Origin of the sequence: Actinomadura sediminis (assembly GCF_042675525.1) — a bacterium.
GTDB classification, from domain to species: Bacteria; Actinomycetota; Actinomycetes; order Streptosporangiales; family Streptosporangiaceae; genus Spirillospora; species Spirillospora sediminis.
The window spans coordinates 1-18,382 of the sequence record NZ_JBHTJA010000025.1; the positions used below are offsets into that span (position 1 = coordinate 1).

The 18,382-nt window shown below is 66.6% G+C and carries 25 protein-coding genes and 1 tRNA gene; 12 read left to right on the plus strand and 14 right to left on the minus strand.

What is annotated here, in order from left to right; translation table 11 throughout:
- Positions 1-304, minus strand: a 304-nt coding sequence (locus ACFQ11_RS15070; protein ID WP_378299011.1) for an alpha/beta fold hydrolase, incomplete at its 3' end; no start/stop codon positions are given.
- A gap of 21 nt (positions 305-325) precedes the next feature.
- Here ACFQ11_RS15070 and ACFQ11_RS15075 point away from each other — a divergent pair.
- Complete coding sequence (locus ACFQ11_RS15075) at positions 326-733, plus strand: TetR/AcrR family transcriptional regulator (protein WP_378298933.1); 408 nt, start codon at positions 326-328, stop codon at positions 731-733.
- Positions 734-862: 129 nt separating this feature from the next.
- Positions 863-1,243, plus strand: coding sequence for an STAS domain-containing protein (locus ACFQ11_RS15080; protein WP_378298934.1), 381 nt, complete (start codon positions 863-865; stop codon positions 1,241-1,243).
- Here ACFQ11_RS15080 and ACFQ11_RS15085 read toward each other — a convergent pair.
- Positions 1,221-1,526, minus strand: a complete 306-nt coding sequence (locus ACFQ11_RS15085; RefSeq protein ID WP_378298935.1) for an MTH1187 family thiamine-binding protein — start codon at positions 1,524-1,526, stop codon at positions 1,221-1,223. The two genes, ACFQ11_RS15080 and ACFQ11_RS15085, sit on opposite strands and share 23 nt — an antisense overlap.
- 134 nt (positions 1,527-1,660) lie before the next feature.
- Here ACFQ11_RS15085 and ACFQ11_RS15090 point away from each other — a divergent pair, with 134 nt between their 5' ends.
- The 4 genes from ACFQ11_RS15090 to ACFQ11_RS15105 are packed head-to-tail and all read left to right on the plus strand — an operon-like array spanning position 1,661 to position 5,786.
- Positions 1,661-2,488, plus strand: coding sequence for an NUDIX hydrolase (locus tag ACFQ11_RS15090; protein WP_378298936.1), 828 nt, complete (start codon positions 1,661-1,663; stop codon positions 2,486-2,488).
- On the plus strand, positions 2,485-3,486 hold the full coding sequence (locus tag ACFQ11_RS15095) for a protein kinase family protein (protein WP_378298937.1): 1,002 nt from the start codon (positions 2,485-2,487) through the stop codon (positions 3,484-3,486). Before ACFQ11_RS15090 ends, ACFQ11_RS15095 begins: the two co-directional genes overlap by 4 nt.
- A 40-nt stretch (positions 3,487-3,526) precedes the next feature.
- On the plus strand, positions 3,527-4,495 hold the full coding sequence (locus ACFQ11_RS15100) for a hypothetical protein (RefSeq protein ID WP_378298938.1): 969 nt from the start codon (positions 3,527-3,529) through the stop codon (positions 4,493-4,495).
- A gap of 31 nt (positions 4,496-4,526) precedes the next feature.
- On the plus strand, positions 4,527-5,786 hold the full coding sequence (locus tag ACFQ11_RS15105; protein ID WP_378298939.1) for an adenylosuccinate synthetase: 1,260 nt from the start codon (positions 4,527-4,529) through the stop codon (positions 5,784-5,786).
- A gap of 113 nt (positions 5,787-5,899) precedes the next feature.
- Here the strand turns inward: ACFQ11_RS15105 and ACFQ11_RS15110 are convergent, their stop codons facing one another.
- The 6 genes from ACFQ11_RS15110 to ACFQ11_RS15135 form a co-directional block, all read right to left on the minus strand.
- Positions 5,900-6,283: a DUF7715 family protein gene (locus tag ACFQ11_RS15110; RefSeq protein WP_378298940.1), complete on the minus strand. Its 384-nt coding sequence runs from the start codon at positions 6,281-6,283 to the stop codon at positions 5,900-5,902.
- 214 nt (positions 6,284-6,497) lie between these two features.
- Positions 6,498-6,728, minus strand: a complete 231-nt coding sequence (locus ACFQ11_RS15115) for an HNH endonuclease signature motif containing protein (RefSeq protein ID WP_378299012.1) — start codon at positions 6,726-6,728, stop codon at positions 6,498-6,500.
- Positions 6,729-6,905: 177 nt separating this feature from the next.
- Complete coding sequence (locus tag ACFQ11_RS15120; RefSeq protein ID WP_378298941.1) at positions 6,906-7,085, minus strand: hypothetical protein; 180 nt, start codon at positions 7,083-7,085, stop codon at positions 6,906-6,908.
- Between the two features lie 1,651 nt (positions 7,086-8,736).
- Positions 8,737-9,075 (minus strand): hypothetical protein, encoded by a 339-nt coding sequence (locus ACFQ11_RS15125; protein WP_378298942.1) that lies wholly within the window; start codon positions 9,073-9,075, stop codon positions 8,737-8,739.
- Positions 9,072-10,445: an AAA family ATPase gene (locus tag ACFQ11_RS15130; RefSeq protein ID WP_378298943.1), complete on the minus strand. Its 1,374-nt coding sequence runs from the start codon at positions 10,443-10,445 to the stop codon at positions 9,072-9,074. Before ACFQ11_RS15130 ends, ACFQ11_RS15125 begins: the two co-directional genes overlap by 4 nt.
- A 118-nt stretch (positions 10,446-10,563) precedes the next feature.
- Positions 10,564-10,782 carry a helix-turn-helix transcriptional regulator gene (locus tag ACFQ11_RS15135; RefSeq protein ID WP_378298944.1) on the minus strand — a complete coding sequence of 73 codons (219 nt, stop codon included), beginning with the start codon at positions 10,780-10,782 and terminating at the stop codon, positions 10,564-10,566.
- 465 nt (positions 10,783-11,247) lie between these two features.
- On the opposite strand from ACFQ11_RS15135, the gene ACFQ11_RS15140 reads away from it, so the two are divergent.
- The 5 genes from ACFQ11_RS15140 to ACFQ11_RS15160 are packed head-to-tail and all read left to right on the plus strand — an operon-like array spanning position 11,248 to position 13,061.
- A complete protein-coding gene (locus ACFQ11_RS15140; RefSeq protein WP_378298945.1) occupies positions 11,248-11,421 on the plus strand; it encodes a hypothetical protein in 174 nt (57 codons plus the stop codon).
- Positions 11,422-11,458: 37 nt separating this feature from the next.
- Complete coding sequence (locus ACFQ11_RS15145; protein WP_378298946.1) at positions 11,459-11,635, plus strand: hypothetical protein; 177 nt, start codon at positions 11,459-11,461, stop codon at positions 11,633-11,635.
- The gene (locus tag ACFQ11_RS15150; RefSeq protein ID WP_378298947.1) at positions 11,632-12,252 is read left to right on the plus strand and encodes an HK97 family phage prohead protease; all 621 of its coding nucleotides are present in this window, start codon (positions 11,632-11,634) and stop codon (positions 12,250-12,252) included. Before ACFQ11_RS15145 ends, ACFQ11_RS15150 begins: the two co-directional genes overlap by 4 nt.
- Positions 12,249-12,389 carry a hypothetical protein gene (locus tag ACFQ11_RS15155; RefSeq protein ID WP_378298948.1) on the plus strand — a complete coding sequence of 47 codons (141 nt, stop codon included), beginning with the start codon at positions 12,249-12,251 and terminating at the stop codon, positions 12,387-12,389. Before ACFQ11_RS15150 ends, ACFQ11_RS15155 begins: the two co-directional genes overlap by 4 nt.
- A gap of 3 nt (positions 12,390-12,392) precedes the next feature.
- Positions 12,393-13,061 (plus strand): hypothetical protein, encoded by a 669-nt coding sequence (locus ACFQ11_RS15160; RefSeq protein ID WP_378298949.1) that lies wholly within the window; start codon positions 12,393-12,395, stop codon positions 13,059-13,061.
- Positions 13,062-13,212: 151 nt separating this feature from the next.
- On the opposite strand, the gene ACFQ11_RS15165 is transcribed toward ACFQ11_RS15160, so the two are convergent.
- The 3 genes from ACFQ11_RS15165 to ACFQ11_RS15175 all read right to left on the minus strand — a co-directional run bounded on the left by ACFQ11_RS15165 (position 13,213) and on the right by ACFQ11_RS15175 (position 16,241).
- On the minus strand, positions 13,213-14,862 hold the full coding sequence (locus tag ACFQ11_RS15165) for a DNA methyltransferase (protein ID WP_378298950.1): 1,650 nt from the start codon (positions 14,860-14,862) through the stop codon (positions 13,213-13,215).
- A 363-nt stretch (positions 14,863-15,225) separates the two neighbouring features.
- Positions 15,226-15,435: a DUF397 domain-containing protein gene (locus tag ACFQ11_RS15170; RefSeq protein WP_378298951.1), complete on the minus strand. Its 210-nt coding sequence runs from the start codon at positions 15,433-15,435 to the stop codon at positions 15,226-15,228.
- Positions 15,423-16,241, minus strand: a complete 819-nt coding sequence (locus tag ACFQ11_RS15175; protein WP_378298952.1) for a helix-turn-helix domain-containing protein — start codon at positions 16,239-16,241, stop codon at positions 15,423-15,425. The genes ACFQ11_RS15170 and ACFQ11_RS15175 overlap by 13 nt, the downstream gene beginning before the upstream one ends.
- Positions 16,242-16,381: 140 nt before the next feature.
- Here ACFQ11_RS15175 and ACFQ11_RS15180 point away from each other — a divergent pair, with 140 nt between their 5' ends.
- On the plus strand, positions 16,382-16,786 hold the full coding sequence (locus tag ACFQ11_RS15180; protein ID WP_378298953.1) for an ATP-binding protein: 405 nt from the start codon (positions 16,382-16,384) through the stop codon (positions 16,784-16,786).
- Between the two features lie 42 nt (positions 16,787-16,828).
- Here ACFQ11_RS15180 and ACFQ11_RS15185 read toward each other — a convergent pair whose 3' ends face one another.
- From ACFQ11_RS15185 to ACFQ11_RS15195, 3 genes are all read right to left on the minus strand, one after another.
- On the minus strand, positions 16,829-17,173 hold the full coding sequence (locus ACFQ11_RS15185) for a hypothetical protein (RefSeq protein ID WP_378298954.1): 345 nt from the start codon (positions 17,171-17,173) through the stop codon (positions 16,829-16,831).
- 50 nt (positions 17,174-17,223) lie between these two features.
- Complete coding sequence (locus tag ACFQ11_RS15190) at positions 17,224-18,213, minus strand: tyrosine-type recombinase/integrase (protein ID WP_378298955.1); 990 nt, start codon at positions 18,211-18,213, stop codon at positions 17,224-17,226.
- 95 nt (positions 18,214-18,308) lie between these two features.
- Positions 18,309-18,382: transfer RNA gene (locus ACFQ11_RS15195), tRNA-Ile, on the minus strand.

An 18,382-nucleotide genomic window follows, 5' to 3' on the forward strand; every position in this document is an offset into this window, starting at 1 on the left:
CGGCGAGCCGGCCGGCGGTGCGGTAGACCGCGCGGCCGAACCCGGCCGGGCGCGTCGTGCAGCCCATCGCCACGAGCCCGGCGACCCGCCCTGGGTGCCGCGCGGCGGCGGCGATGCCGACGAAGCCGCCGAGCGACAGGCCCGCGACGAGGGCGCGGCCGCCGAGCGCGTCGATCGTCTCCGCGACGGCGTCCACGGCGCCGTCCATGGTGAACCGCTCCCCGCGCCGCCGGCCGTGCCCGGGCAGGCCGGGCGCGGCGACCCGGTGCCGTTCCCGCAGCCGCTCCGCGAGCGGACCCCACATCGTGCCGCTGACCCGGATGCCGTGCAGCAGCACCACGGGCAGGTTCTCCGTCGCGCCCAGGACGTCTTCACCGCGACCCTCGACCTCCTCACCGCCCGCGGTTTCGACGGGCCGACCATCGAGGGCGTCGCCGAGCGGTGCGGCGTCAACAAGACGACGATCTACCGCTGGTGGCCGTCCAAGGCGGCGCTGGTCGCCGCCGCGCACGCCCGGACGTTCTTCGCCGACCGCCTCGCGCGCGAGCGTCCGGTGTTCGACCGCGCCGCCGCGCGGGGCGAGCTGCCACCGGACGCCGACCCGATGCTGCTCATGGACCTGCTCGCCGGCGCCGTCTGGGTCCGGGTGGCCTTCCGCGGCCTCCCGGTCGGCGACGGCTTCGCCGAGCGGGCGGTCGCCGCCGTCCTCGACGGCGCCGCGGCGCGCCCCTGAACGCCGCCCCGACCACCCCCTTCGGCCCCCGGCGGCCGCCGTCCGGCACGCCGCTCCGCGGAACCGCTTGGAAACCGCCGGTGAGCGCGCGATGCTCTTCGGGGGGACCGGCGACCGCGAGGGGGGAGCATGGAGCCAGGCGCCGTCGACATGGTCGTCGTCGAGGGCGAGCGGCACACCACCGTGCTGCTGAGCGGCGAGATGGACCGGGCGTCGTGCCCGCACGTCCGCTCCCGGCTGCGCCCGCTGACCGGGCGCCCGCTGGTCCTGGACGTCTCCGGCGTGACGTTCTTCGACGCCGAGGGCATGCGGACGGTGTTCCGGTGCGCCCGCGTGTGCGAGGCGGAGGGCGCCGCGCTGGCGCTGGTCGGGGTGCGCCCCTACGCGGCGAAGGTGTTCCGGATCCTCGGGCTGGACCGGGACGTCCCGCTGTGCGGCTCGATGGAGGAGGCGCTGTGGTGCGTCCTCCCGCGCACCGACGAGGAGATCAGGGAGTGGCTTTCCGGCTGAGGTGACGCTCGACGCTCTCGACCTTGGCGTCGAGGGCCCCGGTCACGCCCGGACGCACGTCGGCCTTCACGACGAGGCTCACCCGGGGCGCGCGGGCGGCGACGGCGTCGGTGGCGGCCTTCACCACGGCCATCACCTCGTCCCACTCCCCCTCGATCGTCGTGAACATCGCGTCGGTGCGGTTGGGCAGCCCGCTCTCGCGCACCACCCGCACCGCCTCCGCGACGAGTTCCCCGACGTCCTCCCCCGTGCCGAGCGGGGTCACCGAGAACGCGACGAGCACAGCGCACCTCCTGCCGTCCGGATCGTCCCCCCACGATCTCATCGCCGGGAAGCGGGGTGGACAGGGGGAGCCGTCCGGGTTATGTTGTTCTCAGTCAGAGATTTACTCAGAATGAGAATGACATCGGAGCACTGATGAGCCCGGACCCGCGGCAGGACGAGCGCGACTTCCTCGCGAACTACGACCCCCGCGCCTACGACCCCGTCGCCGTGACGGTGGACGTCGTCGCGCTGACGATCCGCGACGGGGCCCTGCACGTCCTGCTCGTCCGGCGCGGCGAAGCCCCGTACGCGGGGATGCCGGCGCTTCCGGGCGGGTTCGTCCGGGCGGGCGGGCCCCGCCAGGGCGAGGACCTGCCGGACGCGGCCGTCCGCGAGCTCGCCGAGGAGACCGGGCTCGAGGCGGGCGACCCCGAACTGGGCCGCGTGCACCTCGAACAGCTGGGCACCTACGGGCGGCCCGGCCGCGACCCGCGCATGCGCATCGTGTCCGTCGCCTACCTGGCGTTCGCGCCCGAGCTGCCCGACCCGCGCGCGGGCGGCGACGCCGCCGCCGCGGAATGGACGGACGTCGCCGCGCTCGGCCTCACCGAGTCCGGCGACCAGCGGCCCGGCACCACCCGCAGGCTGGCGTTCGACCACGCGCGGATCCTGTCGGACGGCCTGGAGCGGGCGCGCGGCAAGCTCGAGTACACGCCGCTCGCCACGGCGTTCTGCGGCGACGAGTTCACCATCCCCGAGCTGCGCGCCGTCTACGAGGCGGTCTGGGGCGAGGAACTGCACGCCGGGAACTTCCACCGCAAGGTCCTGTCGGTGCCCGGGTTCGTGGAGAGCACCGGCACGACCTCCGACCGGACGGCCGGGCGGCGCGGCGGCCCCCGTCCCCGGCTCTACCGGGCCGGGGACGCCCGGCTGCTGCACCCCGCGCTGCTGCGCCCCGGCCGGGAGGAGCTGATCAGATGACCCCCCTGCACGACGCCCTGACCACGCTCGACGCGGCGCGCACGCCCGCCGACCTGTTCGGCGACGACGCCGTCGAGGCCGCCCGCCGCTACCGGCGGCTGGCCCGCACCGTCCACCCGGACATGACCGGCGGCCGCACCCACGACGCGTTCACCCGGCTGAACGCGCTCTGGCGCGCCTACCGCGCCGCCGGCGCCCCGGCGATCGAGGGCGGGCGGCACGACTACCGCCTCGACGGCGACCCGCTCGACGGGGACGTGGCGCAGCTCTACCCGGCGCGCGCGGGCGGCGAGCGGGTCCTGCTCAAGATGCCGCGCGACCCCCGCGACGGCGACCTGATCGAGCGGGAGGCGGCGGCGCTGCGCCGGCTCGCCACGTACGGCGAGAGCCGGCACCGCGCGTACGTCCCGCACCTCGTCGAGACGTTCCGGCACCGGGACGCCGCGACGGGCGCGCAGCGGCGGGTCGACGTCCTGCGGAGGCTCGACGGCTTCCACGACCTCGCGGGCGTCCGGCGCGCGTACCCCGGCGGCGTCGACCCGCGCGACGCCGCGTGGATGTGGCGGCGCCTGCTGGCCGCGCTCGGGTTCGTGCACCGCGCGGGCGTCGTGCACGGCGCCGTCCTGCCCGAGCACGTCATGATCCACCCGGAGCTGCACGGCCTGGTCCTCGTCGGCTGGTGCCACGCGGTCGCCGACACGGGCGAGCACGTCCCCGCGATGGTCGACCGGCACGCCGGCCTCTACCCGCCCGAAGTGCCCGCCCGCGGGCCCGCGACGCCCGGCACCGACCTGTTCATGGCCGCCCGCTGCATGACCGGACTCATGGGCGGCCGGACGCCCCCGGCGATGCGGGCGTTCGCGCGGGGCTGCACGCTCCCGGCGCCGCACCGCCGCCCGTCCGACGCCTGGCGGCTGCTGGCGGAGTTCGACGACCTGCTCGAACGCCTCTACGGCCCGCGCCGTTTCCGGCCCTTCCACCTGCCCCCGACCGCCTGACCCGCCTGCTGCACGCCCCGGACGACCCGAGGAGAACCCCATGGGAAGCGGACACTGGTCCACCGACGTCTACGCCGCCCGCCAGAGCTACCAGGCGGCCAACGGAATCAGCGCCTTCGCCTACAGCGACGGCGGCGCCACCACCGTCCACCCCGACCTCGACCCGCGCGGCGTCACCGTGCGGGAGAGCCGCGACTCCGCCGACCACCCGGAGTCGCTCGCGATCGCCGTCCTGTTCGACGTCACCGGCTCGATGGGCACCGTCCCCCGCACGCTGCAGACCAAGCTGCCGGACCTGCTCGGCCTGCTGCTGCGCAAGGGCTACGCGGCCGACCCGCACATCCTGTTCGGCGCGGTCGGCGACGCGACCTGCGACCGCGCCCCGCTGCAGGTCGGCCAGTTCGAGGCCGACAACCGGATGGACGACGACCTCGCCAAGATCCTCATCGAGGGCGGGGGCGGCGGGCAGATGCGGGAGTCGTACGAGCTCGCGATGTACTTCATGGCCCGGCACACCGCCATCGACTGCTTCGAGAAGCGCGGGAAGCGCGGCTACCTGTTCATGATCGGCGACGAGCTGGCCTACCCGAAGATCAAGCGCCGCGAGGTCGCGAAGATCCTCGGGGAGGATCTCCCCGCGGACGTCCCCGTCGCCGGCCTCGTCCGCGAACTCCAGCGGATGTGGGACGTCTACTTCATCATCCCCGAGGGCGGCTACCACTCCGGGAAGCCGGAACTCCGCGACTTCTGGCGCGACCTGTTCGGCCAGAACGTCCTCTACCTGGACGACCCGGGCGCCGTCTGCGAGACCATCGCCCTCACCGTCGGTCTCGGCGAGGACGCCATCGACCTCGCCGAGGGCCTCGGCCACCTCGCCGAGGCGGGCTCCGCCGCGGGCCCGTCGGTGTCGCGCGCCCTGGCCCGCCTGGACGGCCGCGTCCCCGCGGCCACGTCCCCGGCCCCGCCCGGCCTCGGCCGCCCCGCCGCGTCCCGGACGACGCGGCTCTGATCGTCCGTCCGGCGGAAGGGAGCGTGCGGCGATGTTCGGCGCGGAGAACGTGATCGTCGTCGATCTCGGGTTCGGGGACGCGGGGAAGGGCACGGTCGTCGACCACCTCTGCGCGGCGTCGCCCGTGCACGCGGTCGTCCGGTTCAACGGCGGCGCGCAGGCGGCGCACAACGTGGTGACCGTGGACGGACGGCACCACACGTTCGCGCAGTTCGGCTCCGGGAGCTTCACGCCCGGGGTGCGGACGCACCTGTCGCGGTTCGTGCTCGTCGACCCGCTCGCCCTCGCCGCCGAGGCGGACCACCTGCGGGCGGTCGGCGTCGGGGACGCGCTCGACCGGCTCACCGTGGACGGCGACGCGCTGCTGACGACGCCGTACCACCGGGCCGCGGGCCGCGCCCGGGAACGGGCCCGCGGCGCGGACCGGCACGGGTCCTGCGGTATGGGGATCGGCGAGACGGCCGCGTACGCGCTCGCGCACGAGGACGCGCCCCGCGCGGGCGACTGCCGGTCGCCCGCGCGGCTGCGGCGGCGGCTCGCCGCGGTCCGCGACCGGTACCGGGACACGTTCCCCGGGAGCGCCGAGGACGTCCCGGACGTGGACGACTGCGTCGCCGCGTTCACCGCGTTCGGCGACCGGGTCCGCGTCGTCGGCGGCGGCCACCTGCGGACGCTGCTCGCCGGGGGGCCGGTCGTGTTCGAGGGCGCGCAGGGCGTCCTGCTGGACGAGTGGCACGGCTTCCACCCGTACACGACGTGGTCGACGACCACGTTCGGCAACGCGGAGGCGCTGCTGCGGGAGGCGGGCGGCGGCGCCGCCCGCCTCGGGGTCGTGCGGGCGTACGCGACCCGGCACGGGCCGGGCCCGTTCGTCACCGAGGACGCGGCGCTCACCCGCGAGCTGCCCGAGCCGCACAACGGGACGGGCCCGTGGCAGGGCCCGTTCCGCGCGGGGCACCTCGACGCGGTCGCGCTGCGGTACGCGCGGGAGGTCACCGGCGGGATGGACGGCGTGGCGGTCACGCATCTGGACGTCGCGGGGGCGCGTCCGGACCTGCGCGTCTGCCACGCCTACCGCGCCGGCGGCACGACGGTGCGCCGCCTCGAACCGAACCCGGCGGGGCGCCTCGACCTGCAGGAGGACCTCACCCGGCGGCTGCTCGCCGCGCGCCCGGTGTACGCGCCGCTCGGGCGCCCGGAGGAGGCCGTCGAGGAGGCCGTGGGGGCGCCGGTGGTGCTGCGGTCGTTCGGCCCGACCACCGCGGACAAGCGCGTCACCGCCGCCGTCTGACGACCGGACGGCCGCCGCCACGGGGGCGGGGGCCTCCGCCATGGCGCGCCCGCGCCACGGCCCCGGGGCCCTCGGCGGCGACGGGTCCGGCTACCGGGGCCGGGCCGGAGGCCTCACCGGACGACCTGGCGGACGACGATGTCGTCGAGGCGGCGCTCGACGATCGCGCCCACCGGCCAGTCGCGCACGAGGCAGCGCAGCAGCGCCGCCTCGTGCTCGGCGTGCGAGGCGTCGCAGCCCTGCTGTTCCAGGCTCGACCGGATCGCCTCCACGTAGTCGGCGCCGGTGAACCCCGGGACGTCCCGGACCATCGCGGTCGTGGTGGCGCGGTGGGAGTTGAGGCCCGCGAACGAGCGGCCGCAGCCGCAGCCGCCGTCCGGGTCGCCGGAGTCGCGGGCGCACACCACGCCGATGTGGACGAGTTCGCCTTCGACGCACCAGTCGAAGTCGTTGTCGCGGAATCCCTGGGTCGAGTTCGTGGCGGTCAGCAGCTTCACGATGCCCCCTCGGCCGGCCGTGGACCCGCCCACGGTACGACGGGGGTCCGACGTTACGCCGCGAACCCGGCGTATCGCCAGGTCGCGGGAGGGGCACCGAGACGCCACCGGAACGCGGGGACGATCTCCCCGAGGTAGGGCGGGCGGGACTCGAACCCGCGACCCAGAGATTATGAGCGAACCGGTGAACTTCACCATCCGGACACCTCAAACTCTAGCTCGGGGCGGGCCCCAACCTCTCCGACTCTGTCGAGTCTGGCGGTCCCTCTCTGCCGCTCTTTGCCCAGGTCCAGGCCATGCGGTGGCGTAGGTTCACGGCGTGCGTCACGGGCTCCAGATGCCCCGGATTCACACACGCCCGGTTCCTGCACCGGTGGTGAAGCTCTAGCCCGTCGGGGATCTCGCCAACCAACGCCCGGTAGGCCAACCGGTGGGCGCGTTGCATTCGCCCGCCCAGCTTGAACCGGCCGTAGCCGCCCCAGTTCTTGCTTGCCCCCCATGCCCAGCAACTAGCCACCGGGTCATCGCCTACTTGCTCGATCTTGGTCCAGAAGCGTTCAGGAAGGATCACGCCAGACAGGAGCGCGGGTGATCAATGCGTCCGTCCCGAACCTCGGTAGATCTATTGGGCTGTGAAAGACGGGCGGGCAACCGCCCGACGTCCGACGTTGCACAGCATCGCAACCAACACCCGCACGTCGCCGCCGTAGGCACGGCGGTAGAGCGCATACAACCGCAGTTCCCACGGCCATCCCTTCAGCGGAGCGTTGCGGAACGCCTGCTTCATCATCGGATCCCTCATGATCGACCCTCCCTCGGGCTCTTGGACTCTTGGGCTTCCCATGCCACCCGGTCGCCGTGGGTCTCACCACCAACCCGGGCCAAAGCTTCTTTGCCCGTTTGGGGGAAAAGTCCCTGAGCGCACCCCCTGCACCCGCGCGGGGAGGCCCGTGCGAGGCCGCCGGTTCGATCTTCCCTTGACGAGCCTGCAACTACCGCCCAGACGCTACGAGGGAGCCCAACGTCAGGGGGTGGTCCCGAGCCAGAAGGCCAGTCACCTCCGGGGGTGATCAGCCCTTCACCGACCATCCCCACTTGGAAACCAAAGACGCGGCCAGCTTCTATGGGATACCCCATCTTTTATTGGTAAGCGATAGCGATGCAGGGGAACGGCCCTAGCGCCTGTAGGTGGCGAACGCCACCGGCTTGTGGGCTAACCACCCAACCCCAACCCTAGGGTGCGGCCATCCTCGCTCGCACAGGACGCCACCCCACAACAAGCCCATCAATCCTCGCCCTCACATCCAACCCCGCACGTACAACACATACACAGGCAGCAACTAGGCACAGTCGCCTCTCGTCTACCCATATTCACCTTCAACCATTCTTCACTCCTTCAACTATTCATGTTTCCCACGCACTCCATCTTCATCACAGTAATCCGACATCGTTCACTCTCAACATGTACACGACACGAAAGTAGCAGAACATTGCCGTTCGCAGTGCACACAAGGATCAACAACACCAAAGCCAAAAGGCAAAGCAGGAAAAAGACAATGTTACTGGAAGGCGTCGCAACCAAGACATGTGAAGCAGCACCCATCGATCAACCAGATGGACTGATGTTCGACATTGAACATGAAGGTGATCGAAGGCGAGCAAGGTGATAAGCGGGAGCAGGTTGGTGACCCTGGGCTAAGGGATCCCTTAGCAGACGCGCTGACAAGGGATCCCTTAGCGGACACTGACCAGGGATCCCTTGGGAGCACCGGGCAAGGGATGCCTTAGGCCGAGCGACAATAGCCCCTTGGACGAAACAGCTTTAAGGGATCCCTTACGATCTGACAGAGGGAACCCCTGCAGAGGCACATCTAAGGGATCCCTTAAAGTAAAGGGATCCCTTAACGACCTCACCACCGTCGCCTCCCAATCAGCAAGGGATCCCTTAAAAGCCTCTTCGATGTAGCACGGATTCCCCCGGGCAGGCACGCGGGACTCACGCCACCAACCAAGGGTAAAAGGTTCGAGGACGCCGCCCCCTTATGATCAGGAAGGGGGCACCCCCCTCCGCGAAGATCATCCGGCCTCCCGGCGGACCCTGCCGTGGCAACTTCCCCCCACTCCGTTATTCCCGACCCAACCCCTAGAATCGCGTTCTAGTTCGGCCACCCCCTCACAGGCTCGCCACCGGCCCCCGCGAAAGGGCCACCCGACCCCCCAACCCTTTCCTTGCCCACCGCGCACCTCGGAAGGTCGCCCCCGAACCTTTCGCCCCCCGCCCTCCTTTGCCTCTCGCCGACCCTCGGACCTCCCGGCCGCCGGGGGGGGGTTGGGCGGAGGGGGTGGTTGGTTGCGTGACACTACCCCCTATCTAGCTCCGCTAACTACCCTGGGCAAACAAAAAGGCCCGGACCCTCACAAGGTGGGAGAGGGATCCGAGCCCTTTCGGGTTCCTATTCTATGCAATCTCGCCGACCATCAAGATAAAGTCGTCCCAATTTGTATCCTCCAGTCAGACCTTTTGCATCAGGCGACCCGCCCAATTCAATTTCCGGGGCGCATTGGGAGTGGTGGACACGCCAACTTCCTCTGTCCACATCCGGGCTGCTGTATTTCGAGCCCCACGTAATACACCGCTCCAAGAAGGGGTGGCTGTCGTCGCATTCTTTCCATGCTCGCCGGCGGGCGCGTGCCTGCTTTAGGTCTACATGAATGATGCCATCGCCACCCACCTGTCGTTTGCACTTTCCACAGAAGTACACCAGCTTGTTTTCGTGCAGTTCGGCCTTCATGCCGCGTTCCTTTCGGTGCGATTCTGTCGGACGTTGATGACCTTGCTAAGAACGTTGTCATTCGTGGCGCCGGAAAGGTGGCTGTGGTCATTCGCTTTCAGCCATTCCTTGGTAGCGCGACGACTAAGGTCGTTCGGAGCCTCCCCTTCGTCCAGAACCATGATGAGAGTTTTCTCTGGGGATGCCCCAGAGGACTTAGGTGGCGAACTCTCCGGGCCGCCCTCAGTGGCCAGCAGGGTCCGGGTGGCCCGGTCGAAGTCGAGGGCGGTCTTGTAGTTGGTATCGCGACCTCGGGTGCTGAAGTAGCGAACCCCCGCTCCCTCCAGAACGGCGATAACGTCCGGGGTCTCTTCGATGACGCTGGCGTCGCGAGCCCGGCCCTTGTCGTCGTGGCCAGTGTGGTAGCTGGCCACCCATTCACTGATGCCCGCTTCGGTCACCAGGGCATTGATGCCGTCCACGATGCTTCCGATGCGGGTGTTGTTGTTGCCGTTGTCGCAGAACGCCCGGAACAGAGGCCCGAACGGATCCACAATGAGGACTTCGGTGTTATGAGCGCGGAGTCGTTGGGCCAGTTGGGCGCGGATTCGGTCGTCGAGGACGTTGAAGGCGGCGGCCCGTCCCCGCAGGTGGACGACGTTGAGCTTGTCCTCGGGGATGCCCAGGTCTTCGACCCATTCCTCGATCATGTCCTCGGTCATCTCGAAGTTGATGAACGTCACCCGACCCTCGACCTTCCGGGTGGCCAGCCTTCCGAGGAACGGCTCTCCGGTCGTCAATGACTTGATGAGGTTGAGAAGGGTGGTCGTCTTGCCGGTCTTCTTGTAGGCGACAAACAGCGTGTAGCCACCGGCGGGCATCAGGTGCTCGATTCGCCACTTGGGCTTTTCACGGGAAACCCGATTATCCATGGCCACGATCTCGAACGCACTGATCTGGTCAGCAGCCCTTTCGCTGGCCACCTCGGTCCGGGCTTGCTCGGCCGCCCGCGCGTCACGCTTTTTGCTGGCCACCAGATGGTCGTAGTCTTTGTAGCCCTTATCGAATTCGTAGGTGTCCACGAACTTCTTGGCAAGGCGCACAGACACCTCGTCGAGGTAAAGGTCACCTCCGCCGTTTTCCTTCTCGTCGTGGTCACGAGTGACTTGGCCAAGCCGGAACAGGGCTTTATCGAAGTCCTTGGGGTTGTCGTCTTGGTCGATGTCGAAGACCTCGAAAAAGGCGTCTAGAACTTCATCGGGGAGACTTGGGATTTCGGGACCAGTCGGACGCTCGACGGCGTTAACGGCTGGTTCGCTAGGAACCGGCTCATCTGCCGAACGATTTTCGCTAGCGGCCTTGGCAGCGAGGTCGGCGGAAAGGTTGGGCATCAGGTGGTATCCTTACTATTAGCGGGTTTCACCCCCCTTCTTTAGGGTCTGGAATGGGGTGGTGGGGCGATGACGAGAAGGTCCGTTCTTCCCCTCGGCGGGGCGGGCCTTCTTCCTTTTAGTTGTCTTCCTTCTGGTACAGGTCTTCGATACGGACGCCCAGCACCTCGGCGAGACGCGGCAGATACATGGCCGCAGGCTGCTTGCCAGCGTCCCAGCCAGCCACCGTCACGGTGCTGACTCCCATTGCGCGGGCGAGCTGGTTCTGCGACAGACCGGCCTTGTAGCGGTGCGGACGAACGTTGATGCGGACGGTGTAGTCGGGCTCAGCAATCACGATGTGTCCCCTTCTCGGTGGCTCTACATAAAGCCTACGTGATAACCGAGCCAATTCGTCATCCAGCCACCGAGTCCCTTGCCCCGTAGGGCTTCCGGCCACCTCGCCCCTCTGGGCTGTGGTCAATCTCGTCGATATAACCCGCACGTTGTGATTGTTGATCTGGCTGGCTGGAGGGCTAGACCGGTCTTCGGGTGGTCTTCCGGTCTGAAGACCGGTCTAAAAGTGGTCTGCGATCTTCTGCATCCCCTACAAATAGGGCGGTCTTCCACAGACCGGTCTCCAAGACCAGAGGGGTGGTCTGGCCTGGTCTGGGGGCCGGTGAAACCGGCCCCAAAGACCAGCCAGACCTCCCCCAAAGGGCCTGGAGGCGAGACCGAAGTCCACCGAAAAACTTTGATCTCAATGTCCGATTTATCCGGTTTCCATTTATAATGGAAGTAACGAGAAAGAAAGGGGTGTCGCATGGAAGTCGTCATCCGCCCAGCCACCGACGGCCGTCGCTTCTCGGTCATCGTTGACAACCTGCTCGCAGGCCAGGTCTTCGATCTACTGGGCGCGGTCGATTACCTTCCGGGGGCTCCGCCCCCCGACGAGATCGAAGAGTGCATCTTCAACCTGGCAGGCCACGGTGGCTAGCGAATCGTACGAGGTGAAGGCAGCCCGAGGTCGCCTTATGGCTTCGTCCCGGTGGGGATCCGACGAAGACCAGAGCTATCACCGGGCCGCCTACTACGCCGCCAAGGCCGTAGACCAGCTCAAGAGCATCGTCGAAGACCTCGGCCCCTACGAGCGCGAGTCCGTCTACAACGCGGTCATCCTCCACGTGGCCGGGCAGCGGAGGAAGCTGTGACCGAAACCAAGTTCGGCGCCACGGAATCTGTCGGCGAGGGCCGCGTCACCGTTCAGTTCGCGACTTTCAACGAGGTCGATTACCACGGCGACATCACCCTCCCCGGGGCCTTCACCGAAGGCCAGGAGGTTCTGGTGTCCAGCTACAACCATGCCTCCTGGAAGGAAGCGTGGCCGGTCGGCCGGGGACGGATTCGCACCGATTCGCGAGCCGCTTACGCAGACCTTCAATTCTTCCTGGACACACTCGCCGGCTCGGAGGCATTCAAGACCGTTCGAGCCACCGGCAACCTTCAGCAGTGGAGCTATGGCTTCAACATCGACAAGCACCGCATTGTCCGGGACGAGGATGGTGACGAAGTCCGAATCCTCGAACGGGTGAACGTTTACGAAGTTTCCCCAGTTCTCCAGGGCGCGGGCCGCTCGACCCGAACGGTTGCGGTCAAGGATTCGCCTTCCGCGGCCCCCGAGGTCCCCGCCGACCTGGCAGCCATCCGGGAATCCCTCTTCAGCGCTGAGGTGTCGAACGCTGAAGCCCTGGCGGTGGCCCACTCGCAGTACCTACTGGACTCGACCTCAACGCTCCTCAGCGGCTCTCACCTAGGCGACGCCACATGAGCACCCCCAGCCCCGAAGACCAGATCCGAGCCGACGAGGAACGGTGGCTGGCCGCCGCCCTCGACGAGATGAGCGATCGGCTGGCCTTTCTGGCCGCCCAGCTCCGCAAGCCCAAGCCCAACCAGCAGGAGGACTGACCCGTGTTCAACCGCCAGGTCGAGAACAAGATGAGCAAGCCCACCGAGAGCAAGGCGCCGGTGGCAAGCGAACCCGAAACCAAGATCGCCGCCGAGATCCCGCAAGTTCCCGAGGACTGGGGCGACCATTGCGCCAAGCTCGGCCGCCGCAACCCGGTGTGCGGCCAGTGCGCCGCCGACCGCGCGTTTCGCCTGTGGGGCCCGGACAAGATCGCCTTCAATGGTCAGGAACTGGCCCTCGTCCACGAAGGGTCGCCCTACCTGCTGCCCTTCAATCCGGTGCGCGAGTCGGAGGCAGTCACGGCCGTTCGCCAGGCATGGGAGCCGCGCTTGGCAAAGGCACGTGAGCAGGCCAAGAAGCGTCAGAGCGAATACATTGACGCCGTCCGCGCCGAGCGCAACGCCCACGCCGAGTACGAAAAGTTTGCGGACGCAATGGCCAATGCCAGCTACGGCGAGCAGATTTCCTTTGGCGGATTCAGATCTCAGAAGTCTCGTCAGGAAAGGGAATTCAACCGGATTTCCAAGGGCCGCAAGCTCCAGCAGGCCAAGGAACAGGCCGAGGGCCTGGCCTCCGCCACCCGGAAGTCTCAGGAGGAGGCTTTCTCCGAACTGCGCGAACTCGAAGCCCAGATGCGCGAGGAGATCGCCAAGGCCGGACGTTCAAGCTAGGCGCAGACAGTAATCTTACGCTTAGCTACAGCCCGGCCCAGAGGGAAGGATCTCGGAAACGAGGGTTCAAACGCCCCGCCATCTCTTGACTCCGAATCTCCGGACCAGAAGGTGGCGGGGCCTGCTTTTACCCGGTTGCGCGTGAAGCACGCTACATGAACGTCATCTGCTGCGAGTCGTTCACGACCCTCTTCTTCGCTTGGAAGTAGGCCGGAAGCGGAGCTGGCATCTTGGGCTGCTTCCCGGAGAGCAGCTCCTCGACGGTGATGATTTGCACCTTCGGATAGTTCTGCTTGTTCACTGGATAGGAGTAGATTCCGGAGCGCTGAGCAGCTTCCAGCATGCCCTTGGTTGGTTTCTTCATGCAGACGAAGATTCCCATCGCCGCACGCTCTGACTCCACTGTTCCGACGAGATCTCGCACGTGGCCCGGGTTGGTTGTTCCGCCTTTAACGGAGATGAGGATCTTGTGGGAGTCCATGCCTTTTGAGTCCAACGGAATGCGGATAACTCCGTCGATCCCCTTGTCGCCAACCTGCTTCTCGTTCGGCTGGCCGTTGGGGAGGAGCATGACGCACCAACGTTCGAACTCGAACGGAGACCTCTCGAACAGAGATCGTGCTCCAGAGAGGTCCTTCGGGATTCCCAGCACCTCATATTGATCCCGTATGGACTCGCCGTAGGTATGGCGTAGACGGGAGTCGATCAAGTCGACGGCGATCGTCGTGATGTCGATCCCTACCCATCTACGACCAAGCTTTTGGGCTGCATCGATACTGGTTCCACAGCCCGCAAACGGATCGAGAACAATATCCCCTGGGTTGCTGCTCGCAGATACGATTCGCTCCAGTAGGGAGACCGGCTTTTGGGTCGGGTACCCGAGACGCTCGGCTGCTTGAGAGTTGATCGGATAGATGTCCGTCCAAACGTCTTGGAGCGGGACTCCTTGCGCCTCGTCCAAGTATTTCTTCTGACGGGGAACCGCACCGGGACTTGGCTGTTCCACCCGCCCATCCGCGAGCATCTGCGCCATACGCTCTTCGGAATATCGCCAGTACCTGGTGACTCCCATGACTTCGTACCTAGGGTTTCCCTTGGCAGCCCCACCCGGACCAGTCATATCCCAGAGGCCGTAGCGCCGCCCCGTCCCCTCCTCTATGCGGGGGTACTTACTCTTCACATATTCGTCGTCGTACGGCGTGAAGAGCGGGTTCCACGTCCAATCCTCAGACTTGCTGTACATGAGAATTACGTCATGGACTCGCCCGAACGCCTTGCGCCCCTGGCCACCGTCACTATGGGCGGTGGTTCGCTTCCATATGATTTCGCTCCGAAAGCGCGTCGGGCCGAATATGGAGTCGAGCGCCATCTTCAGGTAGTGGCTAGCAGTTGGGTCACAATGCAAGTAAAGGGATCCCTCTGGCTTCAACACCCGGTGAAGCTCGATAAGCCGAGCCATCATCATGACCAGGTACGCCAGAACGTCGTTGTCACCCAGCAGCCTGCGCATCGCTTCGAGCGCGTCCTTGACCGCTACAGGAGCCGACCCGTTCAGCAGCTCGATGTAGAGTTCCTCGGTCTCTTGGCTCCATGTCCAAGTGTCGCCGAACGCTTCGATCTGAGCGGGTGAGTCGTCGCCACTCTTCTCCTTGAACAGCACGTTGTAGGAGCGGTTCGAGTTGAACGGCGGGTCTAGATATACGAGGTCGACACTCTCCGTAGCGATGTGCTCTCGGAGTACATGCAGGTTGTCCCCGTAGAAGAGTCGATTCGGCTTGGCTGCTTTCTGTCCCTTGCTCACAAGACCGGATGGTTCCACACAACAGGGATAGCCGTCCGCAGATGACCCACTCTGTGGCAAAGGCGTTACAGTCAGGCCGTCCTCGCCAACGTCGCTGCTAGCCCGAAACTCCATTTATTGCTCGCCTCAAATCCTGTCCCGAGTGGCCGGGAAGCCCAAAAAGGGCCATGACTCTACGTGTCTCTCAGATCATCGGTAGTGATCTCCGCAGGTCACCCCGTGTCGATGGGCATCGTAACAGCGCCGCTGCGCCGCTGCGCCGCTGCGCCGGTGAGCGGGCATCTCGCGCCGGGGTTGCCGAAGCAAAGAAACAAGAGCCCTCCTCCCCCGTTGCTGGGGTGAAGAGGGCTCCAGGTGGGGGCGTCAGCGCAGGTCGAGGTCTCCGCGCTTGATCGCCTCGAACAGGTCGGCGGCTTCGGCCGGGGCGAGGCAGAGCCTTGGACCGCGCGGGTCCTTGGAGTCGCGGGTAGCCAGACCACCCTCTGCGAGCGCGGCCAGCTCGACACAGTTGCCGCCGTTGGCGCCGCTGTAGCTGCTCTTGCGCCACGTGGTGGCGCGCTTCACGGGGTCCATCGTTCCTCTATAGCCTTTCTGATCATTGCGATTGAGTCCGGCTGGCTCAGTGCGTGGGCTCGGAAGCGCTCGAACATCCTGCGAAGGATGGCAACGTTCTCGGCTTCTTCTACGATCTCCGCTTTCAACTGATGGTCCGCATAGGCCACTTCGCTTCCGTCGAAACTGGCGATGACGAACGGAGCGATGAAACCAGCACAGACCCCAGCAGTGAACGGGATGAGGTGAACGAATACGTTCTCCCGCTCGTCCGCAAGGCGGACGAGGTGATCGAGCTGGGCCCTCATGATCGCCGGCCCGCCGATGTTGTTCATCAGGATCGTTTCAGATAGGAGCACGACGATCGTGGGAGGATCGTCGCGAGTGAGTAGCTGCTGACGCTCCAACCTGGCCGCAGTCATCTCTCCGACATCCCCGAGATGCTTGCACATCTCGAAGACCGCTGCCGCGTAGCCCTCGGTCTGAAAGAGACCCGGGACGACGTTGGTCTCGAAGGACAGCAGCGAAGAGGCGCCTTCTTCGATCTGGCGCCACTCTCGCATCCATTCCAGTGGCAGGGCAGCGTTGATCAGCTCCTCACGCAGTCGGCGCAGGATACCCGAGAAGGCGTCGGTTCCGAACAGGTTCTCGACCGCATCGAGGTGATCGGGTTGGGGAACGCGTCGTCCTTTTTCCCACGAACGGATGAGACCTTCGGACACATAGACCGCTTTAGCCACTTCGTCCGGTTTCATCCCGGCTTTCTCACGGGCACGTTTCAGCTCCATAGCAAGGAACTCGCGAGGTGTCCTGTGATTGCCCGTCATGATCTCGTACAGCTCCGTACATCTGGCGCGCGGGTCTTGTTCGGGGGCCGTGCCCGTGCTTTGGCTGCCAAGCGTAGTCGGCTGCGTTCACCCTTGGAAGCGGAGAACTCGCAGGCAGGACGCGGCAGAGGCGGAGAGAGATGAAACAGGACGCGGCGGACACGATCGTTCTACGGGCCGCAGTGGAGTCAGTGAAGGAGGCACGGGACGCCGTCGCCAAGATGTCAGATACATGGGGGATCCCTGGCGAGATCCCATGTCTGGTGGTCAGTGAGCTGGCCACCAATGCCATCGTCCATGGAGCGTCTGGGCCGACTGATCACATCGTGGTGCGCGCGTACGAGATGGACAACGGTAAGCGCGTGATCGAAGTATGGGACCGGGGAGAGACCTGGCCCGAACCGGGGCAAGTGCCTGAGGACGACACAGAGTCCGGCCGGGGGCTGCTGCTCGTGGACGCCCTGACGGATGGGTGGGGAGTCCGGCCGCTGAACGAGGGCGGCAAGGTTGTGTTCGCGAAGCTAAGCCACGCCACCGACGTTTGAAGCGGTCCCCGGATCGTTCGTCCAGGGGATGGCGCCTCCCTTTCAGTGCCGTACGACCGCCTCTTCCTCGGTCACCTCGTACACCACGACGCGGTTGAGATCCCGCACCCATTGGGGAACACGCAAGGCCGCCGTCACGGACGACGTGGGCACCACCAGCGCGTAACGGATGCCGGGGGCGGGGTCGGTCATCCTTCGCAGCAACTGGCCATAGGCGACGTCGGCGTCGATCCCGGCCTCTGAGGTCGTGCCCTTTGCCTCACAGATGAGACGCTCGGGGCCCCGGACGGCTTCGATGTCGGTCCACCGGTCTGTGGGCTCCACGATGCTCCACGACTCGGAGACGAGCCACTGGCTGAACACCTCGACAACGCGTTCTTCCTTCATGGCGCCGGAGTATGGCAGCGACCTCCGACACGTTCACCGGGTGTCCTCCATCAGTACAGCGGCCCCATTCGGCGTGTCGCCTCAATCGCCCGGTTTTCGGCCATGTCTTTCCCGTAGCGCTGCACCATCGAGACCGAGGTCCAACCGTTGCGCTGCATGAGGTTCTCCGCGCTCCCTCCGTTGTCCAGCCAGTCATGACTGAAGGTGTGCCGGAACATGTGCGCGGTGGCGTGGGCGTCGTAACCGGCACGACGGGAACGCCGTGCGAGCATCTGCCGGACGCCGTCGTACTCCCACGGCTTGTGGGTGGCGCCTAGCCACAGCTCAGGAGCGCTCTGGGCCATCGGGTGACGGTGGCGGGCCCTGACGTAACGGTGCAGGTCTCTAGCGGTTTCCAGGGCCAACAGGACGCGCCTGCCGTGGCCATCGGCGTAGGCCAGTTCGCCCTTGCTCGGCACCACCCTCAGAACCGGGTCGGTCAGCGGCGGGACGTCTTCGGGCCGGATGGCGAGCACCTCGCCCACGCGCAGCCCTTCCAGAAGCAGCCGGATGACGGCGCGGTCGCGGACGTCATAGAAGCTGCGGGAGGCGCAGGTGGCCAGCAGGTCGTTGATGAACTCGCGGGCAAGCACCTTCGGCTTGGTCTTGCGGGCTGTGTAGGTGTCGAGGTCACGCGACCGGAACGGGCTGGCCACCCCCTCTTCGCGTTCGATCCAGTTGAACAGGTTCCTTAGGTGCCGTTGCACGAACGCGGTTCCGTTGACGTCGTGCTCTGCGAGGTACCAGCGCAGGAACTCGTTGAAGGTGGCTACGTCGCATGCGGCTGTGAGCGGACGCCCGTCAAGCCACCGGACGAGCAACCGGGCACACCGCAGGTAGTTGTGGATCGTCCCCGGCGAGTAGGGGCGGCCGTTGCGGCTGTTGGATGTGACCAGGTGCTGGGCGTAGTAGTCGAGATCGACCTCGGCCCCCTGAGGGGCGGAGGTGGCTTGCCGGGGCACCCCGGCGTCCACGCGCAGCAGGCTCTTCTTCTTCACCATGGCGAGTCTTCCGAGTCTTGTGGTCGGTGCGACGGTGAAGCGCGCGAGTTCGATCTGCCCAACCGGGCGTTCTGCCAGGTCAGACGCTTGCGAGGTAGGGCGGGCGGGACTCGAACCCGCGACCCAGAGATTATGAGTCTCCTGCTCTGACCGGCTGAGCTACCGCCCC